Raw genomic sequence first — 16,401 nt, forward strand, 5'->3', positions numbered from 1 at the left:
TGCTTTATTATGTTAATTTATTGTGACTTGCGCAATTGGAGGAATAAAGATGAACGAAAATCAACAAGAAAAATTAGTTTTGGTAGACGGCGAGATTATGCCGGAAGCTGAAGCATTTATTGACGTTAACGACCGCGGTCATAACTTCGGCGATGGCGTTTTTGAAATTGTACCGGTTTATAACGGCCGCTGCTTTGCTTTGCTGCCGCATATGAACAATTTATTCGATTCTGTAATCGCAGTAAAAATTCCCGGCGTTTATATGATTGAAGAGCTGGTAGAGTTCCATGAAAGCCTGTTGGCCGCAACCGGTCTGAAGGACTGCGAAATCTATACTCAGGTAACTCGTGGCAGCGGTGCTTATGCCCTGTCCTATCCGGAGCAGAGCATTCCGCATCTGACTATGTATGCTGTACCGGTTGACCGCGAGGCACTTGCTGAGAAACGTGCCAAGGGCGTAAATGTTATCACTGTTGAGGATGTGCGCTGGGCACGCTGCGATATCAATACTCTGAACCGTCTGCCGGAAGTAATGGCTAAACAGAAGGCTGTTATCGGCAATGCTTTTGATTCCCTGTTTGTTCGCGACGGCAAAATTACCGAAAGCACGGAAGCAAGCTTCTTCATTTATAAAGACGGTATTCTGTGGACTCATCCCGAAAACAACTTTATCCATAAAAATATTACCCGCCGTCTGCTGATGGAACGCCTGTCCAAAGACCTGAATCTGCAGATTATCGAAAGAGCTTTTGATAAGGATTTTGCACTCAAAGCAGACGAAGCCTTCCTTTGCGGACCGCGTTGCGAGTTTATGCCTGTTACAAAAATTGACCGCAGCTTCGTTGCTGACGGCAAGGTTGGCGAGCTGACACAAAAGCTGCAGGATGCATATATGGCATTTGTAGCTAAGGAATGCCCTGCTAAGCATGAATAACAGCAAGCTGGTGCGTGGAGCGTTATTGGTGGCTTTGGCGCTGGCGCTGCAGTCGCTGCGTCTGGTGCTGCCGATGCCGCAGCTGCTTTCCACATTTATCATCGGTACTCTGGTGCACATGATGCTGGTGCTCACGCTGCAGCTCAGCGGCCTGAAGACAGCGCTTTTGCTGGCGTTTTTGCTGCCACTGACTGCTTACGTGCAGGGGCAGGTGCTGCTGCCGTTTCTGATTCCCGTAATTTGGCTGGGTAATTTTATCTTTGTGCTGCTTGTGCGTCAGTTTAAGGACAGTCGTAAGCTGTCTTTATCTATACCGCCACTGGCGAAGGCCTGTGTTATGTTGCTGGCAGCCTGGGCTGCGCTGAGCTTCTTGGCGCTGCCGAATCCTGCGCTGCGCAAGACGGTTATGTTTGCGATGAGCGTACCGCAGCTGCTGACGGCTGTTGCCGGTATTTTGCTGGCAGAGCAGGTCAAAAAGCGTCTGCGTCAGTTTGATTAATACAGGTTTGGCAATAATATAATGTATTTATGCGCGTAGTATTTAACCGACAGCGAAAATAACCGCCGGTGTAAAAGCTGAGCGGTTATTTTGTTTAATGCTTCGGCTTTGCTCAGTAACCTTTTGGTAACTGAAGCACTTTTTTGTGCATACTTTACAAATGAACGGCAACAGCATATTATAATATAGGCAATGGATAGTAGTTATCTGTTTTGTGAAGTTAATGTTAAAAATGCCAATGCAGTGCCGCAAGCTATATTTCATATGCTATAATATACAAGCAGTAATGAGTTTTAGGGGGTTATCAGTATTTTAGAATTTAAACCTGTAACATTGGCGGAAAAGCCTTTGTTTGAAAGCTATATATCAAAATCACATCAAAATGGCAGCGAATGTGCCTTTTCCAATCTTTTTGTCTGGCGTGACTGCTATCATATTTATTGGTGCGTAGCGCACGATTTCCTTTTGCTGAAGGTTAAACGCAACAACGTTGATTTTTATATTCAGCCCTTTGGCGGACGTGATGAGGATTTGCCGCGTCTGATGCAGGAGCTGAAGGAGGAGCATCATGGTAAACCGTTTGAGATGCACGGTATCTATGATTTTACCAAGGAGCGCTTTGAGCGCGTAATGCCCGGTCTGACATATGAAGAAGACCGCGATAACTGGGATTATGTATATCTGCAGGAAAAGCTGGCAACGCTTTCCGGCCGCAAGCTGCACGGGCAGAAGAATCACTACAATGCTTTTGTCAAGGCGCATCCGGATTTCGTTTATGAGCCGATTACTATGGATAATATGATGGAATGCCTGAACTTCGGCGAGCGCTGGTGCGACGAGCATATGGCAGAGGACCCTTCGCTGCTGTGCGAAAAATATGCTATCCAGGAGGCCTTTCTGAGCTTCGAGCAGCTGGAGCTGCGCGGCGGTGCAATCCGTTTCGACGGTAAAATTCAGGCCTTCAGCTTTGGCAAGAAGATTAACGACGATACAGCGGTGCTGCATGTAGAAAAGGCGCGTCATGATGTGCGCGGCTTGTATACTGCTATTACCAAGGAGTTCGCCGCTCATGCCTGGACGGATGTAAAATATCTCAACCGTGAGGAGGATATGGGACATCCCGGTCTGCGTGAGGCAAAGCTGGCGCTGCATCCGGAATTTATGGTGAAAAAATATAATGTAATTATTGGGTGAGGTAGCTTATGATTTACCGTGTCTTGAGCAAGGAGCGTATGTACCAGGCGGAAGAGCTTTGGAATTACTGCTTTGAAAAAAAGACGGAGCCTTTCTTTCGGTACTATTTTGAGCAGTACTGCGGCAAGGACAATATGGTTATCGGTGGCTTTGACAAGGTCGGCGAGGAAGAAAAGCTGCGCACGATGCTGCATGTAAATCCCTATATGCTGCGTTTGCGCGGGCAGGAGATGCTGGTGCCGTATCTTGTGGGCATTGCCACCGCTCCGGAAGCACGTGGACAGCATCTTTTGCGTCCGCTTTTGGAAACTGCTTTTGAGGTGCTGCGCTCGCAGGGATTCCCTTTTGTGACGCTGATGCCTATAAGTGCCGGTATTTATCTGCCGTATGAATTTGCTTACTGCTATTATCGTCATGAATATAAAATGCCTTTGGCAAAGTTGCAAATTCCTGCAATTGGTGATGACCTGTCGGTAGAACGTCTTGATTTAGCTTCTTTGCTGCAAGCTGTGACGGATGAGGAAACGCAACCTTGCAATCCTTTGGCAAATATTTACGCAAGTGTTACCGCAGCATGGAACGGCGTACCGCAGCGCACTGCGTTCCAATGGCGCAAGCTGTTGTCGGTAGTTACGCAGGAAAATGTGCTGTGCGCTGTTGTTTACCGTGCGGGGAAAGCAGTTGGCTATATGCTTTACTCACTGACTGACGGCACGTTCAACTTGCAGGAGCTGCTTACGCAGGATGCTGCGGCGAAGAACCGTCTGTTGCAATATGCCGCGGGACACAGAAGCGAAGCGCAGGAGTTTTGCTGGCTGGCGGAGCCGTGGGATAAAACATATCTTGGCTTTGAGGACCAGGCGCTTACGGGCAGACTGCAGCCGTTTATGATGGCACGTTGCCTTGATGCGCGTTTAGCGCTCGCTAAGCTGCCGGTAGCAGAAAGCATGAGCAGCGGCAGCGTTGTCGTACTGCTTACGGATAAGATGATTGAGCGCAATAATCATCTGCTGCAGCTGCGCACGTCACCGGGCAAGCTGGAAGCAGTCAGCACGCTGGAGCAGGAGGAGGTTACCATGGATATGGGAGCCTTTACCCAGCTTTACTTCGGTGCGTTCAGCGCCAGCGAGCTGTGGGAGGCAGGGCACATCAAATGCAGCGATGTGCGGAAGCTGCAGCTGCTCGACGAGCTCTTTCCTAAATGCCGCACCTATAATAACGAATATTTTTAAAGCTTATGCAGGCTGTCGGATGTTCCGGCAGTCTGCTTTTTTGACAACAGAAAAACCCATGCCTTACTTAGCGTAAAACATGGGCTATTTTGGTTAGTGCAAATATTTACTGCGCTGTTATTCTATTTTCTATAACGTTATAGGCTACATCACCGTCATGCGGCTGACCGTTGACCGTTACATTACCATGGAAGGCTGCAATTTTCGTCTTCCAGCAGTAGCTGCCGCTGTCTGCGGTAATTTTATTGCTGTTATCATTAAAAACAAGATTGCCGTTTACATAGGCAGTTCTGCCGGAATGATATACATCTACCTTATCGCAGGCAAAGCTCATATCACCGAAGCTCAGACGAATATTGCCCTGGCCGTGAACCTCCATAGCATAAAGATATACCTTGGTGGCGTCTCCGGTAATGGTTAAGGTAGTATCATGTGCAGGAAACTGTACGAAAACATTTCCCTGCAGGTCATATACACCGGTGAGCGGGTTAAAGGTACGGCTGTCACTCTTGATTACCGGATCGGCAAAGCACATAGAAGGCAGCATCATAACAAGCATAGTTAATATTAAAAGCAATTTCTTCATGAATAAATCACCTCTTGTAGCATGAAAAACAGGAGAAATTTTAAGTGTACTCTTTATTATAGTATTTTTAGAGAATCGGCGCAAGCATTAAAAAAGATTTTTTTAGAAAAAAAGAGGATTTTTCCTTTATACATTGAATATAAATTATGTGTGATATAGTAGTTGGAGGCGGAGAGGGTAATGAACGGAGATTTTGAAAACTTTAAAGAGCAGGTGCGCAGCACAGCTGATATGGTAGAAATAATCTCCGGTTATGTGCCGTTGAAAAAGAAAGGCCAGAACTACTGGGGCTGTTGCCCGTTTCACGGAGAGAAAACGCCGTCCTTTTCGGTGAACCCCGGCAAGAGCATGTTTTATTGCTTTGGCTGCCATGAGGGCGGAGATATTTTTAAGTTTATTATGAAAATCGAAAACTGCAGCTTTATGGATGCATTAAAGCTGCTGGCCGGCAGATACGGTATTCCGATACCTGAGAAGCAGAAGACGGCCGCCGAAATTGCGCGCGAGAAACAAAGGGACAGCATTTATAGTGCTAATGAGCTGGCGTCAAAATTTTTTCAGGCCTGTCTGACAAAAACTGCTTACGGTGAACCTGCCCTGGCTTATCTTGCCGGGCGCGGAATAGGCAAAGAAATTATTGCCGGCTTTGGCATAGGCTATGCGCTGAATAATTTTACCGCGCTTGTCAGCTCTCTTGCTAAGCGCGGCTGTCAGCCGCAGGTGCTGGAGGCTGCCGGACTGGCGGCCCGTGGGCGCGACGGCTATTATGACAAGTTCCGCAACCGTGTGATTATTCCTATCCGCGATGCGCGCGGACGTATAGTCGGCTTTGGCGGCAGAGTGCTGGACAACAGCACGCCTAAATATCTGAATACAGCGGAAACGCAGTGGTTTAATAAGCGAAGGCTGCTTTTTGGTCTGGATATAGCTTTGAAGGCTATCCGCAAAAGCGGTCGGGCTGTAGTTGTCGAAGGTTATATGGATGCTATCAGCTTGCATGCGGCAGGCTTTGATAATGTTGTAGCATCTATGGGAACGGCCTTTTCCCAGGAGCAGGCTAAGCTGCTGCAGCGTCTGGCGGATGAAGTAATCTTCTGCTATGACAGCGACAGCGCAGGCCGCAAGGCTTCGGTGCGTGCCGTGAGCATTGCTCGGGAAGCAGGCTTGAAGGTGCGCATAGCAGGTGTACCTGACGGTAAGGATCCCGACGAATATGTACGTCAGCATGGCAGCGCTGCTTTTGCACAGGTGCTGGCGGCGGCGCAGAATGGTATTGATTTTCAAATAGATGAAACTATCCTGCAAAATAATATTGCTAATTTAGCAGGAAAAGTAGAGGCTGTGTCGAATATACTACCATTCCTATTAGAATGTCAAAATGAAATTGAAGCGTCGGAGCATATCCGAAGGCTGGCACAGCGGCTGACTATTGATGAAGGCCTGATTGCGGAAGAATACCGCAAGGCAGCACGCAGAGGTGGCAGACAGCAGACTGGGCAGCCGACGGTGATTCCGGAGGAAAAAAGCGCCGGTATCGGTCAGCAGGCGGAAGAACTGCTTCTGAGATTGCTTTTGGAGCAGCCGCAGCTGTGTGACGAATGCCGTGCGGAGGTAAAGGAAACAGGCTTTGAAGATGCTGTGCTGGCACAGCTGTTTGACAGGTTGTGCGAGCTTGGCACCGCTTATACAACGGATAAGCTGAATAATGTCCTGGACGATGCGGCGCAGACAGCGTTGGCGCGTATTTTGGCACATCAGCTTCCGGAGGGAGATATGGATAAGCTTATGCAGGACTGCCTCAGGCAGATGCGGCGGCTTCGTCTGGAAAAAGAATATGAAAAGCATCGTCTGCTGGCGGATGAATACGAAAGATCGGCAGATGAGCGTTTTCTCAGTGAATTAATGGAAAGTCAAAGGATAAAGAATGAAATCAAAAAACTCTATGGAAACCAAAATAAATAAGGAAGGAGGGGACACCATGGCTGCAGCTACTAAAATAACGCAGGAGCAAATTGATGAGCTTATCCGCAAGGGTAAAGCTAATAAGGGTGTTCTCACCTATGGCGATGTAATGAACCTCACCAATACTTTGGAAGATATCACGCCCGAAGATGTTGAGCATATCTATGAGGTTATTACACGTAAAGGTCTGGAGCTTGTTGATGATGACAACGCCTCCGACGAAGATATACTGCCTTTGGTAGGAAACGACGAAGATAATGATGAGCCCAGCAGCAGTGAGCTGGAAAACATGAGCGTTCCCGAAGGCATCAGCATTGACGATCCTGTACGCATGTACCTTAAGGAAATCGGCAGAGTACCGCTGCTTATCGGTGAGGATGAGGTTAAGCTCGCTAAGCGTATGGATAAGGGCCGTCAGGCAGAGCGTATTCAGCGCGGCAGAATGATTGAGCTGGAGGAGCCTGCTTTTACTGCTGAGGACAGCGGCAGCGCATTGATTGAAAAGCTGCGTCATAGCCTGAAAGAGGAATGGCAGATTACCAATATGCGTTCTGTTTTCCGTGTGGCGCAGATGATTAAAAAGCGTCAGAGCGTAGGTCAGCCTTATACTGTTGAAGATTACGAGGACCTGATTTTTGAATTTACCAAGGATGAGCGCCTGCATCTGCAGCGCCTGATGGCAGAACAAAGATGTCTGATTCCCGGCTGCGAGCAGTTCGTAGTAACGCGTGAAACAAGCGATATAGATGATCACAAGCTGTATCAGATTAAGGCTATTCTCAACGAGCTCAGAGAGCGTATGAGCGACGGCAGAGAAAAGGATTCCGCTGTTGTCGAAGCCTACTGCAATCTGGATGAGGATTTCGAAAAGCTGTTGAAAGCAGTTGCGCATCAGGGTGACGAAGCTAAGCAATGCTTGTCCGAAGCCAACCTGCGTCTGGTAGTAAGTATTGCCAAGCGTTATGTCGGTCGCGGTATGCTGTTCTTGGATTTGATTCAGGAGGGTAACCTGGGACTGATTAAGGCTGTAGATAAATTCGATTATAACAAGGGCTTTAAATTCAGTACCTATGCTACATGGTGGATTCGTCAGGCGATTACCCGTGCGATTGCCGATCAGGCACGTACTATCCGTATTCCCGTACATATGGTGGAAACCATTAACAAGCTTATCCGTGTTTCCCGCCAGCTGCTGCAGGAGCTTGGCCGCGAGCCTTTGCCGGAAGAAATTGCCAAGGAAATGGATACCTCTGTTGACAGAGTACGCGAGATTATGAAAATTGCGCAGGAGCCTGTTTCTCTGGAAACTCCTATCGGCGAAGAAGAGGATTCGCATCTGGGCGATTTCATTGAGGACCACGATGCACCGGCGCCTGCCGACGCTGCTTCCTTTACTCTGCTGCGTGAACAGCTGGAGGAGGTTCTGGAAACGCTTACTATCCGTGAAAAACGGGTATTGGAGCTGCGCTTTGGTCTGGAGGACGGCCGCAGTCGTACTTTGGAAGAGGTTGGCCAGCACTTTGGCGTTACCCGTGAGCGTATCCGTCAGATTGAGGCTAAAGCGTTGCGTAAACTGCGTCATCCCAGCCGCAGCAAAAAGCTGAAGGACTTCTTGGAATAATAGTTGACAAACAACTGTAACTATTATAAAATAATAATGTTTGGTAGCTTGCATGGGCCTATAGCTCAGTGGTAGAGCCGCCGGCTCATAACCGGCTGGTCGTAGGTTCGAACCCTACTGGGCCCACCAATACCTTACATCAGCAAAACGAAGTGAACGCAGGTCGAAAGGCCTGCGTTTTTAATTCTATGAGTTGACATTTATCTGCTTATAGTGACATAATTAAATAGTTATCAAGAATATGGATTCATTTCACTGAATATGTTTGAATAATTACCAAGGAGGCAAGAATGTTTACTTTAAAAAATGGTGACGGTATGGTTTGGCCTGACGGCAAGCGTATCGCCGTGATGGTTACCTTTGATTTTGATGCGGAGTTGCTGCGTAAATCTGTAATCGGCAAGCGAACAATCGGCTTTTCGGACACAAGCAGGGGCCAATACGGTCCTGATGAGGGCTTAAAGCGTTGTCTTGATATGCTTGAACGCCAACAGCTTAAAACTACTTTTTTTGTTCCCGGACGCATTGCGGAGCTTTATGCCGATAAGGTGCAGCAAATAGCGGATGCAGGCCATGAGCTTGCCTATCACGGCTATCTGCATGAAGCCTCTGTAGATATGCCTGCTGCCGAGGAAAGAGAAAATATGGCCAAGAGCGAGGAACTGTTGGAAAAAGTAAGCGGACGTAAGGTTGTCGGCTATCGCGGTCCGCTGGATTTGCTGCCCAACTGTGCCATGCAGCTGATGGCTGAACGTGGATATTTATACGGTTCTACGCTTAAGGATTGCGACTGGGCGTACGTGCATGAGGACTATCCGATTGTGGAGCTTCCTACTGAGCCTACGCTGGATGATTTCTCCTGGTTCTATTTTTCCTATGCGGATGAAGCTACTATCACCTGTAGTTATCCGGTGGACTATGTTTACGATATCTGGAAGGATAATTTTGACGAGCTTGCCAATGAGGGCGACAAAATTTTTGTTCTCAAGCTGCATCCGCAGCTTATCGGCCGCAGCAGCCGCGTGCGCATGCTGGAGCGCTTTATTGCCTATATGAAGGCGAACGGCGCATGGCTTGCCAGCTGCGAAGAGGTAGCTCGTTACGTAAAGGATTTTTACGCTAAACGTGCGGAAGGAGGCGAAGCATGATGAACTGGAACTGGCCTGATAATAAGCGCATTGCTTTCCTGCTTTCCTTTGATATCGATGCGGAAACTCTGTGGCTTACACGCAACGATATCAATGAACGTCATCTGGTGCACATGTCCCGTGGTCTTTATGCCACGAAGCAGGGCTTGCCGCGCATCCTGAAGATGCTGGAGGAAGAAGGCCTTAAGGCAACCTTTTTCACTACTGCCTATACTGCGGAGATTCATCCGGAAATCATTCAATACATTGCAGCGCAGGGACATGAAATCGGCTATCACGGTTATCTGCATGAAGTAAAGGATACTTATGAAGAAGAAAATGCACTGATGGATAAGGTTGATGCTATCTTCCGCAGCCTTACTGGCAAACGTCCCGTAGGTGTGCGTATGCCTGATGGTATCTTGCATGATTTTCATAAGCAGCTGTGGCTGGATCGCGGCTGTATTTATTCTTCTAACTGGCGCAATAATGACGGTCCTTTCCTGCTGAAGATAGACGGCAAGGAAATACCTATCGTGGAGCTGCCGAAGGACGGTATTGTTGATGATACCTCCTATGACATGTACACTCTGCAGCATCCGGAGCATCATTACCTGCGCAGCGGGCGCGAAATGGTGCAGATTTGGCAGGATGAGTTTGACGGTCTGGCAGATGAAGGACGCATCATTAATTTCGTTATGCATCCGCAGTTTGTCGGACGTCCGGGATATGTTCGCGCATTGCGTTCATTTATTCATTATGCAAAAGAAAATGGAGCCTGGATTACTACTGACGAATCCTGTGCTAAACATGTTTTAAAGCAGAAGGGTTATGACATTGAGGTTCGTTACTGAATTAAAAAATTCTGTTGGCAGTGTCGTTAATTCTATGGTATAATAATTCATTATATGAGCAAGTTTACTCATTAAATGTACGGAGTAAACAGATATTAAAAATTGAGAGGGGTTTTTCTAATGAAAAAATTTAAAATGAAAAGTATTTTTGCTTTCCTGGCAACAGCAATGCTGGCTATGATGCTGGTAGGCTGCGGTGGCGAGAAAAAAGATGCTGCAGCTGATGCAGGCAAGGGTGACAAATGGGTTGTTGCTATCAACTCCACCTTCCCGCCGTTTGAATCCGTAAAGGAAGGCACCAAGGATTATCAGGGTGTCGATATTGATATTGCTCACTACATCGCCAAGAAGATGAACAAGAAAATCGAATTCACCGATATGAAATTTGCTTCTTTGGTGCCGACTTTGCAAAGCGGCCGTGCTGATGTTATTATTTCTGCAATTTCTCCGACTTCCGAGCGTGAAAAGGTTGTATCCTTCTCCAAGCCTTATTATTTCCCGATGAAGGCTATTCTCTGCAAAAAGGGTGCAGGCTATGACGCTATGGATAAACTGAAGGGTAAAAAAGCCGGTGCTTCTATGGGTACTACCTATGCTAAAGAGCTGAAGGCTGTCGGCGGTATCGAAGTTGTTGAAATGGATACCACTCCGCTGGTTGTTCAGGATATTAAAAACGGCCGTCTGGCTGCAGGTCTGTTCGATTCTTCCCAAGCTGCTGTTTTCGTAAAACAAAATCCTGATCTTGAGCTGCACGTTCTGCAAGGAGCTGTAGTGAAAGACGATACCTTTGCTATCGCTTTGCCGAAGGATTCCAAGGATGTTGAAAAAATCAACGAAATCCTGAAAGAAATGCGCACCAATGGCGAGCTGCACAAAATTCTCGTAGCTCATCTGGGTGAAGAAGGCACTAAAGAATACGAAGCTGCAATTGAAAAGCTGGATATTGCAAAGCTGTAAGAGGTGAATTGAGCAGATGTTAGATTTTTCCGTTCTGGAACCTTATATACCGCTTTTGGCAACCGCTGTCTGGATTACGCTTAAATTTACTTTCTTTTCTACAATTATGGGCTTTTTCGGAGGCTTTATCCTCGCGCTGATAACATTGTCCAAGAACAGAGTACTTTCCTTCCTGGCGAAGGTTTATATATCTGTATTCCGCGGAACGCCGCTTTTAGTACAGCTGATGCTGATTTACTTTGCAACACCGCAGCTGACGAGCTATACTATTTCCGCTTTGGAGGCAGGCGTGCTTTCCTTTGGCCTGAACAGTGCCGCATATATTTCCGAAGCACTGCGCGGCGGTATTCTTGCTGTCGACAAAGGTCAGTGGGAGGGAGCAATGTCCTTGGGCGTGCCTAAGCATCGTTTCCTGCTGGATATTATTCTGCCGCAGGCTATTAAGAATGCTTTGCCTTCCTTGGTAAACGAAAGCATTATGCTGCTGAAGGATTCCAGCCTTGTTTCCGTTATCGGTGTTGCCGATACGCTGCGTTGGGCGGATCTGATTCAGGCAAAAACCTTCCGTGCGTTTGAAGCCTTTATCGTAGCTGCTGCTGTTTATTATGTTTTGGTTATGGCCCTGAACTTTTTGGGCGGTTTGTTAGAAAAGAAGGTGCGCGTCAGTGATTGAGATTCAACACCTGTCTAAAAGCTTTGGCAATTTAGAGGTCCTTAAGGATGTTTCCCTGACAATAAAAAAAGGTGAGGTTGTGACCATTATCGGGTCTTCCGGTTCAGGAAAATCTACGCTGCTGCGTTGTATCAATCTGTTGGAGCAGCCTACCGGCGGAGCGATTTTATTCGAAGGTAAGGACATCGTAAATTCCAAAATTAAAATTGAAGATATCCGCAAGAATGCCTGCATGGTGTTCCAGCATTTTAATCTTTTTGCTAATATGACTGTTCTGGAAAATATGACCTACGCTCCCCGTGTAGTAAACGGTCTGTCCAAGCAGGAGGCCAAGGAAAAGGCTATGAAGCTGTTGGCTAAGGTCAATCTTTCCGATAAAGCCAATGAATATCCCAGCCGTCTGAGCGGCGGCCAGAAGCAGCGTGTAGCGATTGCGCGTGCTTTGGCGATGGAGCCGAAGGTACTGCTTTTGGATGAGCCTACCTCCGCACTTGATCCGGAAATGGTCAAGGAGGTACTGGATGTTATCAAGCAGCTTGCCAATACCGGTATAACCATGGTTCTTGTTACCCATGAAATGGGTTTTGCCAAGGACGTATCGGATACAGTTTATTTCATGGACGGCGGGTACCTGATTGAAAGCGGTACGCCGGATGAAGTATTCAATCATCCGAAAACGGAACGTGCGAAGAAGTTCCTTGCTTCTGTTTTGGTATAAGGATACACTAATGAAAATATTTATAATTAATCCTGACTTTGGGGTTACTCCTGAGCAGATGGCAGCACGCTGTCATCTGCTCAGTGTGCATGTAGGTCCGGATGTGGAGCTGCACATGGAGTGCCTTGTTGAAAATCATATCGAAATTGATTCTGCTCTGGATGCTGCGCTTGCTGCGCCCGAGATTATCAAAATGGCTGTGCGTGCGGAAAGCGAAGGCTATGACGCAGTCGTGCTGTACTGCTTCAGTGACCCCGCGGTGGATGCCTGCCGTGAGGTGGTGAGCATACCTGTAGTGGGCGGCGGTCAGGCTAGCTGTCTTCTGGCACCGCTGGTAGGCAGGCAGGCCGGGCTTTTGCTGGCAGATACGACACGCTATGCGGAAAAGCAGCTTTTTGTTGCTCAATGCGGTGTTGATTCTGCGCGTATTGCTGCAATTGGTGGTATTGAGGCCCGTGGTGTCGATTTGTGGGCAGAGCGTGAGCGGGTTCTGGACCTGCTTACGGAAGCCGGCAAAAATTTGCTGGCGGTAGGCAGAGTGCAGGTACTGCTTTTGGGTTGCTTATCCTTTTTAGGTTTGGCGCACCCGCTCAGTGAGCGTCTGGGCGTTCCTGTTGTTGACCCGGCGGTGGCACCTGTGGCGCTGGCGGAATGCCTTGTGCGGCAGGGGCTCAAAACAAGCCGCAAGGCTTATCCTGCGCCGCCGTTGCGTAAACGGACATGGCAGAGCGGCCAATTATAAACAGCTTGCTTTTCTATAGGAAATAGTGTAAGATAATATTAGTATCAAAATCTTAAGAAGAGAGGTTACTGTTTTAATGAAAAAGAGCTTATTGACTTTGATTATGGCTTTGGTTATGGCTTTAGCTTGCGCAACCAGTGCTTTTGCGGAAGATTTGGGTTATGTAAATGTTGAACGTGTTTTCCGCAGCTATCCTGATATTCAGACTACTATGAGCGCTATCAATCTGGAGCGCCAAAAGGCTGAAAATGAATTCAACCAAAAGGCTCCGAACCTTGACGAAAAGGGCAGACGCGAGCTGGGCGAAAAATTATCCGCTCAGGTAGATAAGAAGGAAGCTTCCCTGCTGAATCCTATCCGCGAAAAAATCCGCAAAACTATCGGCCAGGTTGCAAAAGCTCATGGCATTGCTAATGTAGTTGATGCAGGTGCTGTTGTATTCGGCGGCAAGGATCTGACTGAAGAAGTTATCGCTGCTGTTGCTCAAGGCAAATAAAGACTAATGTTATTAAAGGCTGTCGCAGGCAAGCGACGGCCTTTTTTAGTGAGTGTGTTATAATATAAGTGTATTTGGTGGGAGGTGAAGCAGATGGCTGATTGTCCCTTTGATTTTGTAAATGACGGGAAAAAACATACTATCTGCCTGGTCGGCGGTGGCGGTAAAACGACGGTTATGTACGAGCTGGCAGCGGCATGGGCAGCCTGCGGATGCAAGGTGCTGGTGTTGACGAGTACGCATATCCTGCAGCCTGCGGATGGCAGCTTTGCTGCCGACGCAACAGCGGTACATAATTTGTGGCAGCAGGGGCGTTATGCCGTTATCGGTACACCGGAACTGTCAACAGGTAAGCTGACAGCGCCGCCGCAAGATTTATATGAAGCGCTGCACCTGCAGGCAGACGTAATTTTGTGTGAGGCTGATGGCTCCAGACATCATCCCTGCAAGGTGCCTGCGGAGAATGAGCCTGTACTTTTGCCTGACAGTGACATAGTGCTGGCTGTTGCGGGCATGGACGCCTTGGACAATTCGCTGCAGCAGGCTTGCCAGCGTCCGCAGCTGGCGGCAGAGCTTTTGGGCTGCAGCTTAGATTCTGTTATTGATGAACAAATGCTGGCTGCTTTGCTGCTTTCAGAGCAGGGGGCACGCAAAAATGTCGGTGCACGCACTTATTATATTGTCTTGAATAAATGCGACCTGATAAAAGCAGCGCAGCAGGAGGAAATGCTTCGGCTGTTAGTGGGTGAAGGAATAGACGAGCGAAGAATATGGCTTCGTGAAAGGGGAGATAGCAAATGCTGAAGATTATTGTACGCGGTGGCGGTGACCTGGCAACAGGCGTTATCCATCGCTTGTGGGGAGCAGGTTTTAAGATTTTAGTGCTGGAATGTGCCAAGCCTGCGGCAATTCGTCGACAGGTAGCGCTGTGCGAAGCGGTGTATCAGGGCAGCGCTCAGGTAGAAGGCCTGACTGCAAGATTGATAAATTCACTGCCTGAGGCAGACGCTGTCTGGGAGCATGATGAAGTACCGGTGCTGGTTGACGCAGCAGCGGACAGTGTGCGTGCTTTTGCGCCTGATATTGTGATTGATGCGATTATTGCCAAGCGTAATTTGGGTACGAACAGCGCAATGGCACCGCTCGTTATTGCTTTAGGCCCCGGCTTCAGCGTGGGCGCAGATGCCGACGTAATTGTAGAAACGAAGCGCGGTCATAACCTGGGACGCATTATCCGCAGCGGCAGTGCAGCGCCTAACAGCGGTGTGCCCGGTAATATCGCAGGCTATAGCAAGGAGCGTGTGCTGCACGCACCCTGCGCAGGTGTTCTGCACGTTGTTCATGACATTGGCAGCATTGTGGAAAAGGGCGAAACTATTGCAACTATTACCGATGGCAGTAATCAGGTGGCGGTAAAGGCAACACTGTCCGGTCTGATTCGCGGCATGATTCGCGATGGCTTTGCTGTTACCGAAGGCTTTAAAATTGCCGATATCGACCCACGTAAGGAGGAGCTGGCCAACTGCTTTACGATTTCGGATAAGGCGCGCTGCATTGCTGGCAGCGTTCTGGAATTAGTCTGCCGTTATGCACAGGAGAAATAAAAATGAAGGATTTAATGAAAAAAATACAGGTGCAGGCTTTGGATTCGCAGCCTTGCTATCTTGTTGCATTGATTGAGAGTGAAGGCTCTACTCCGCGCACCAGCGGCGCCTATATGCTGGTCGGAGAAAAGGGTTTGCTTTACGGAACCATCGGCGGCGGCGGTATGGAATATGCGGCGCAGCAGCTGGCACAGCAGCGTCTGCGCTGCGGTGGCGGCAGCTTTGTCAAAACATTTGACCTTTCTCCGGCAGCAGGCATGGCCTGCGGCGGCAGTTGCCAGGTGCAGTTCTGCTACCTGCCTGTGGGGGAAGAAACGGGGGACTTGCCAGAGGAAGCTCTTAGTGCAATGAAGCAGCGTGCTCCCTGGTGGTTTTTACTGCCTTTGGGTGAAGGCAATGCACTGCCGCAAATAAAAAAAGACCTGCAGCTTGCAGGTCGCAGAGGTGTAATCAATATAGATGGCTGCACTTATTATGCGGAGCACTATGATTATGACGGTTCGGTTTATGTTTTTGGCGCAGGTCATGTTGCGCGTGAGCTGGTGCCGCTTTTGAGTCATCTCGGGTTTAAATGCATCGTGCTGGATGACAGGGCGGAGTTTGCGGATGCGGCGGCCTTTCCGCAGGCGGAGCATGTACAGCAGGTTGATTTTACTAAGCTGCAGGAGGTTTGCAGCCTGACGGCAAAGGATTATGCGGTAGTTATGACGCGCGGTCACGTGCATGACGCCAATGTGGAGCGCTATCTGTTGACTACGCCTGTGGGTTATATCGGCATTATGGGCAGTAAAAATAAAGCAGCCATGGCCAGAGCCGCTTTGTTGGCGGACGGTTACAGCGAGCAGCAGCTCGCGCGTGTTATTACGCCCATCGGCATCGACATAGGCAGTGAGACGCCGGCGGAGATTGCGGTGAGTATTGCAGCACAATTAATCCAAACTAGGGCAGAACGCGTATAAAGCACCGTATACTTTATCGAGAGGGCCTCGACGTAGCAGTAGTACGTCGTCGGCCCTCTCTCTTCGTCTCCGGTACTTTCTCCGCGTTCTGTTGATTATAAAGTATAATGCATCATATACTTTCATCAGGAGGCCTTTGACGTAACGGGAGTACGCCGTCGGGCCTCCTTCTTCGTCTCTGATACCTTCTTCGCGTTCTGTTTAATGGTAAAGGTATCAAATATTTTCTTCGTGTTCTGTTTA

The 16,401-nt window shown here is 48.4% G+C and carries 17 protein-coding genes and 1 tRNA gene; 17 read left to right on the forward strand and 1 reads right to left on the reverse strand.

Features of this window, described 5'->3' with window-relative positions:
* Positions 1 to 49: 49 nt before the first annotated feature.
* From M5E81_RS04060 to M5E81_RS04075, 4 genes are all read left to right on the forward strand, one after another.
* Entirely contained in the window at positions 50 to 934 is an 885-nt protein-coding gene (locus tag M5E81_RS04060) for an aminotransferase class IV (protein WP_249747936.1), read from the forward strand.
* On the forward strand, positions 927 to 1,433 hold the full coding sequence (locus M5E81_RS04065) for a hypothetical protein (protein WP_009146207.1): 507 nt from the start codon (positions 927 to 929) through the stop codon (positions 1,431 to 1,433). The genes M5E81_RS04060 and M5E81_RS04065 overlap by 8 nt, the downstream gene beginning before the upstream one ends.
* A 348-nt stretch (positions 1,434 to 1,781) precedes the next feature.
* Complete coding sequence (locus tag M5E81_RS04070) at positions 1,782 to 2,627, forward strand: DUF2156 domain-containing protein (protein WP_249747937.1); 846 nt, start codon at positions 1,782 to 1,784, stop codon at positions 2,625 to 2,627.
* 8 nt (positions 2,628 to 2,635) lie between these two features.
* The gene (locus M5E81_RS04075) at positions 2,636 to 3,859 is read left to right on the forward strand and encodes a GNAT family N-acetyltransferase (RefSeq protein ID WP_249747938.1); all 1,224 of its coding nucleotides are present in this window, start codon (positions 2,636 to 2,638) and stop codon (positions 3,857 to 3,859) included.
* Between the two features lie 106 nt (positions 3,860 to 3,965).
* Here M5E81_RS04075 and M5E81_RS04080 read toward each other — a convergent pair whose 3' ends face one another.
* On the reverse strand, positions 3,966 to 4,445 hold the full coding sequence (locus tag M5E81_RS04080) for an OstA-like protein (RefSeq protein ID WP_009146212.1): 480 nt from the start codon (positions 4,443 to 4,445) through the stop codon (positions 3,966 to 3,968).
* 180 nt (positions 4,446 to 4,625) lie between these two features.
* On the opposite strand from M5E81_RS04080, the gene dnaG reads away from it, so the two are divergent.
* From dnaG to M5E81_RS04150, 13 genes are all read left to right on the forward strand, one after another.
* Complete coding sequence (dnaG, locus tag M5E81_RS04085) at positions 4,626 to 6,407, forward strand: DNA primase (protein WP_249747939.1); 1,782 nt, start codon at positions 4,626 to 4,628, stop codon at positions 6,405 to 6,407.
* 16 nt (positions 6,408 to 6,423) lie between these two features.
* Positions 6,424 to 8,028: an RNA polymerase sigma factor RpoD gene (rpoD, locus tag M5E81_RS11350; protein ID WP_040565375.1), complete on the forward strand. Its 1,605-nt coding sequence runs from the start codon at positions 6,424 to 6,426 to the stop codon at positions 8,026 to 8,028.
* Positions 8,029 to 8,082: 54 nt separating this feature from the next.
* Positions 8,083 to 8,157: transfer RNA gene (locus M5E81_RS04100), tRNA-Ile, on the forward strand.
* A 161-nt stretch (positions 8,158 to 8,318) separates the two neighbouring features.
* Positions 8,319 to 9,176 carry a polysaccharide deacetylase family protein gene (locus tag M5E81_RS04105; protein ID WP_009146216.1) on the forward strand — a complete coding sequence of 286 codons (858 nt, stop codon included), beginning with the start codon at positions 8,319 to 8,321 and terminating at the stop codon, positions 9,174 to 9,176.
* The gene (locus M5E81_RS04110) at positions 9,173 to 10,009 is read left to right on the forward strand and encodes a polysaccharide deacetylase family protein (protein ID WP_249747940.1); all 837 of its coding nucleotides are present in this window, start codon (positions 9,173 to 9,175) and stop codon (positions 10,007 to 10,009) included. The genes M5E81_RS04105 and M5E81_RS04110 overlap by 4 nt, the downstream gene beginning before the upstream one ends.
* Positions 10,010 to 10,129: 120 nt before the next feature.
* A complete protein-coding gene (locus M5E81_RS04115) occupies positions 10,130 to 10,966 on the forward strand; it encodes an ABC transporter substrate-binding protein (RefSeq protein WP_249747941.1) in 837 nt (278 codons plus the stop codon).
* 16 nt (positions 10,967 to 10,982) lie between these two features.
* Positions 10,983 to 11,639: an amino acid ABC transporter permease gene (locus M5E81_RS04120; protein WP_249747942.1), complete on the forward strand. Its 657-nt coding sequence runs from the start codon at positions 10,983 to 10,985 to the stop codon at positions 11,637 to 11,639.
* Entirely contained in the window at positions 11,632 to 12,357 is a 726-nt protein-coding gene (locus tag M5E81_RS04125) for an amino acid ABC transporter ATP-binding protein (RefSeq protein WP_009146220.1), read from the forward strand. Before M5E81_RS04120 ends, M5E81_RS04125 begins: the two co-directional genes overlap by 8 nt.
* Positions 12,358 to 12,367: 10 nt before the next feature.
* A complete protein-coding gene (locus tag M5E81_RS04130; protein ID WP_009146221.1) occupies positions 12,368 to 13,099 on the forward strand; it encodes an aspartate/glutamate racemase family protein in 732 nt (243 codons plus the stop codon).
* Between the two features lie 76 nt (positions 13,100 to 13,175).
* Complete coding sequence (locus M5E81_RS04135; protein WP_249747943.1) at positions 13,176 to 13,595, forward strand: OmpH/Skp family outer membrane protein; 420 nt, start codon at positions 13,176 to 13,178, stop codon at positions 13,593 to 13,595.
* Between the two features lie 93 nt (positions 13,596 to 13,688).
* The gene (gene yqeC, locus M5E81_RS04140) at positions 13,689 to 14,399 is read left to right on the forward strand and encodes a selenium cofactor biosynthesis protein YqeC (protein ID WP_249747944.1); all 711 of its coding nucleotides are present in this window, start codon (positions 13,689 to 13,691) and stop codon (positions 14,397 to 14,399) included.
* Entirely contained in the window at positions 14,393 to 15,199 is an 807-nt protein-coding gene (gene yqeB, locus M5E81_RS04145; RefSeq protein ID WP_249747945.1) for a selenium-dependent molybdenum cofactor biosynthesis protein YqeB, read from the forward strand. The genes yqeC and yqeB overlap by 7 nt, the downstream gene beginning before the upstream one ends.
* Positions 15,200 to 15,201: 2 nt before the next feature.
* Entirely contained in the window at positions 15,202 to 16,158 is a 957-nt protein-coding gene (locus M5E81_RS04150) for an XdhC family protein (RefSeq protein WP_249747946.1), read from the forward strand.
* The last annotated feature ends 243 nt before the right edge of the window (positions 16,159 to 16,401 follow it).

This window comes from Phascolarctobacterium succinatutens (assembly GCF_023497905.1).
Classification (GTDB): domain Bacteria; phylum Bacillota; class Negativicutes; order Acidaminococcales; family Acidaminococcaceae; genus Phascolarctobacterium_A; species Phascolarctobacterium_A succinatutens.

Coding starts and splice junctions, on each gene's coding strand:
- M5E81_RS04060 (WP_249747936.1), top strand. CDS start 50: ATGAACGAAAATCAACAAGAAAAATTAGTTTTGGTAGACGGCGAGATT.
- M5E81_RS04065 (WP_009146207.1), top strand. CDS start 927: ATGAATAACAGCAAGCTGGTGCGTGGAGCGTTATTGGTGGCTTTGGCG.
- M5E81_RS04075 (WP_249747938.1), top strand. CDS start 2,636: ATGATTTACCGTGTCTTGAGCAAGGAGCGTATGTACCAGGCGGAAGAG.
- M5E81_RS04080 (WP_009146212.1), bottom strand. CDS start 4,445: ATGAAGAAATTGCTTTTAATATTAACTATGCTTGTTATGATGCTGCCT.
- dnaG (WP_249747939.1), top strand. CDS start 4,626: ATGAACGGAGATTTTGAAAACTTTAAAGAGCAGGTGCGCAGCACAGCT.
- rpoD (WP_040565375.1), top strand. CDS start 6,424: ATGGCTGCAGCTACTAAAATAACGCAGGAGCAAATTGATGAGCTTATC.
- M5E81_RS04105 (WP_009146216.1), top strand. CDS start 8,319: ATGTTTACTTTAAAAAATGGTGACGGTATGGTTTGGCCTGACGGCAAG.
- M5E81_RS04110 (WP_249747940.1), top strand. CDS start 9,173: ATGATGAACTGGAACTGGCCTGATAATAAGCGCATTGCTTTCCTGCTT.
- M5E81_RS04115 (WP_249747941.1), top strand. CDS start 10,130: ATGAAAAAATTTAAAATGAAAAGTATTTTTGCTTTCCTGGCAACAGCA.
- M5E81_RS04120 (WP_249747942.1), top strand. CDS start 10,983: ATGTTAGATTTTTCCGTTCTGGAACCTTATATACCGCTTTTGGCAACC.
- M5E81_RS04130 (WP_009146221.1), top strand. CDS start 12,368: ATGAAAATATTTATAATTAATCCTGACTTTGGGGTTACTCCTGAGCAG.
- M5E81_RS04135 (WP_249747943.1), top strand. CDS start 13,176: ATGAAAAAGAGCTTATTGACTTTGATTATGGCTTTGGTTATGGCTTTA.
- yqeC (WP_249747944.1), top strand. CDS start 13,689: ATGGCTGATTGTCCCTTTGATTTTGTAAATGACGGGAAAAAACATACT.
- yqeB (WP_249747945.1), top strand. CDS start 14,393: ATGCTGAAGATTATTGTACGCGGTGGCGGTGACCTGGCAACAGGCGTT.
- M5E81_RS04150 (WP_249747946.1), top strand. CDS start 15,202: ATGAAGGATTTAATGAAAAAAATACAGGTGCAGGCTTTGGATTCGCAG.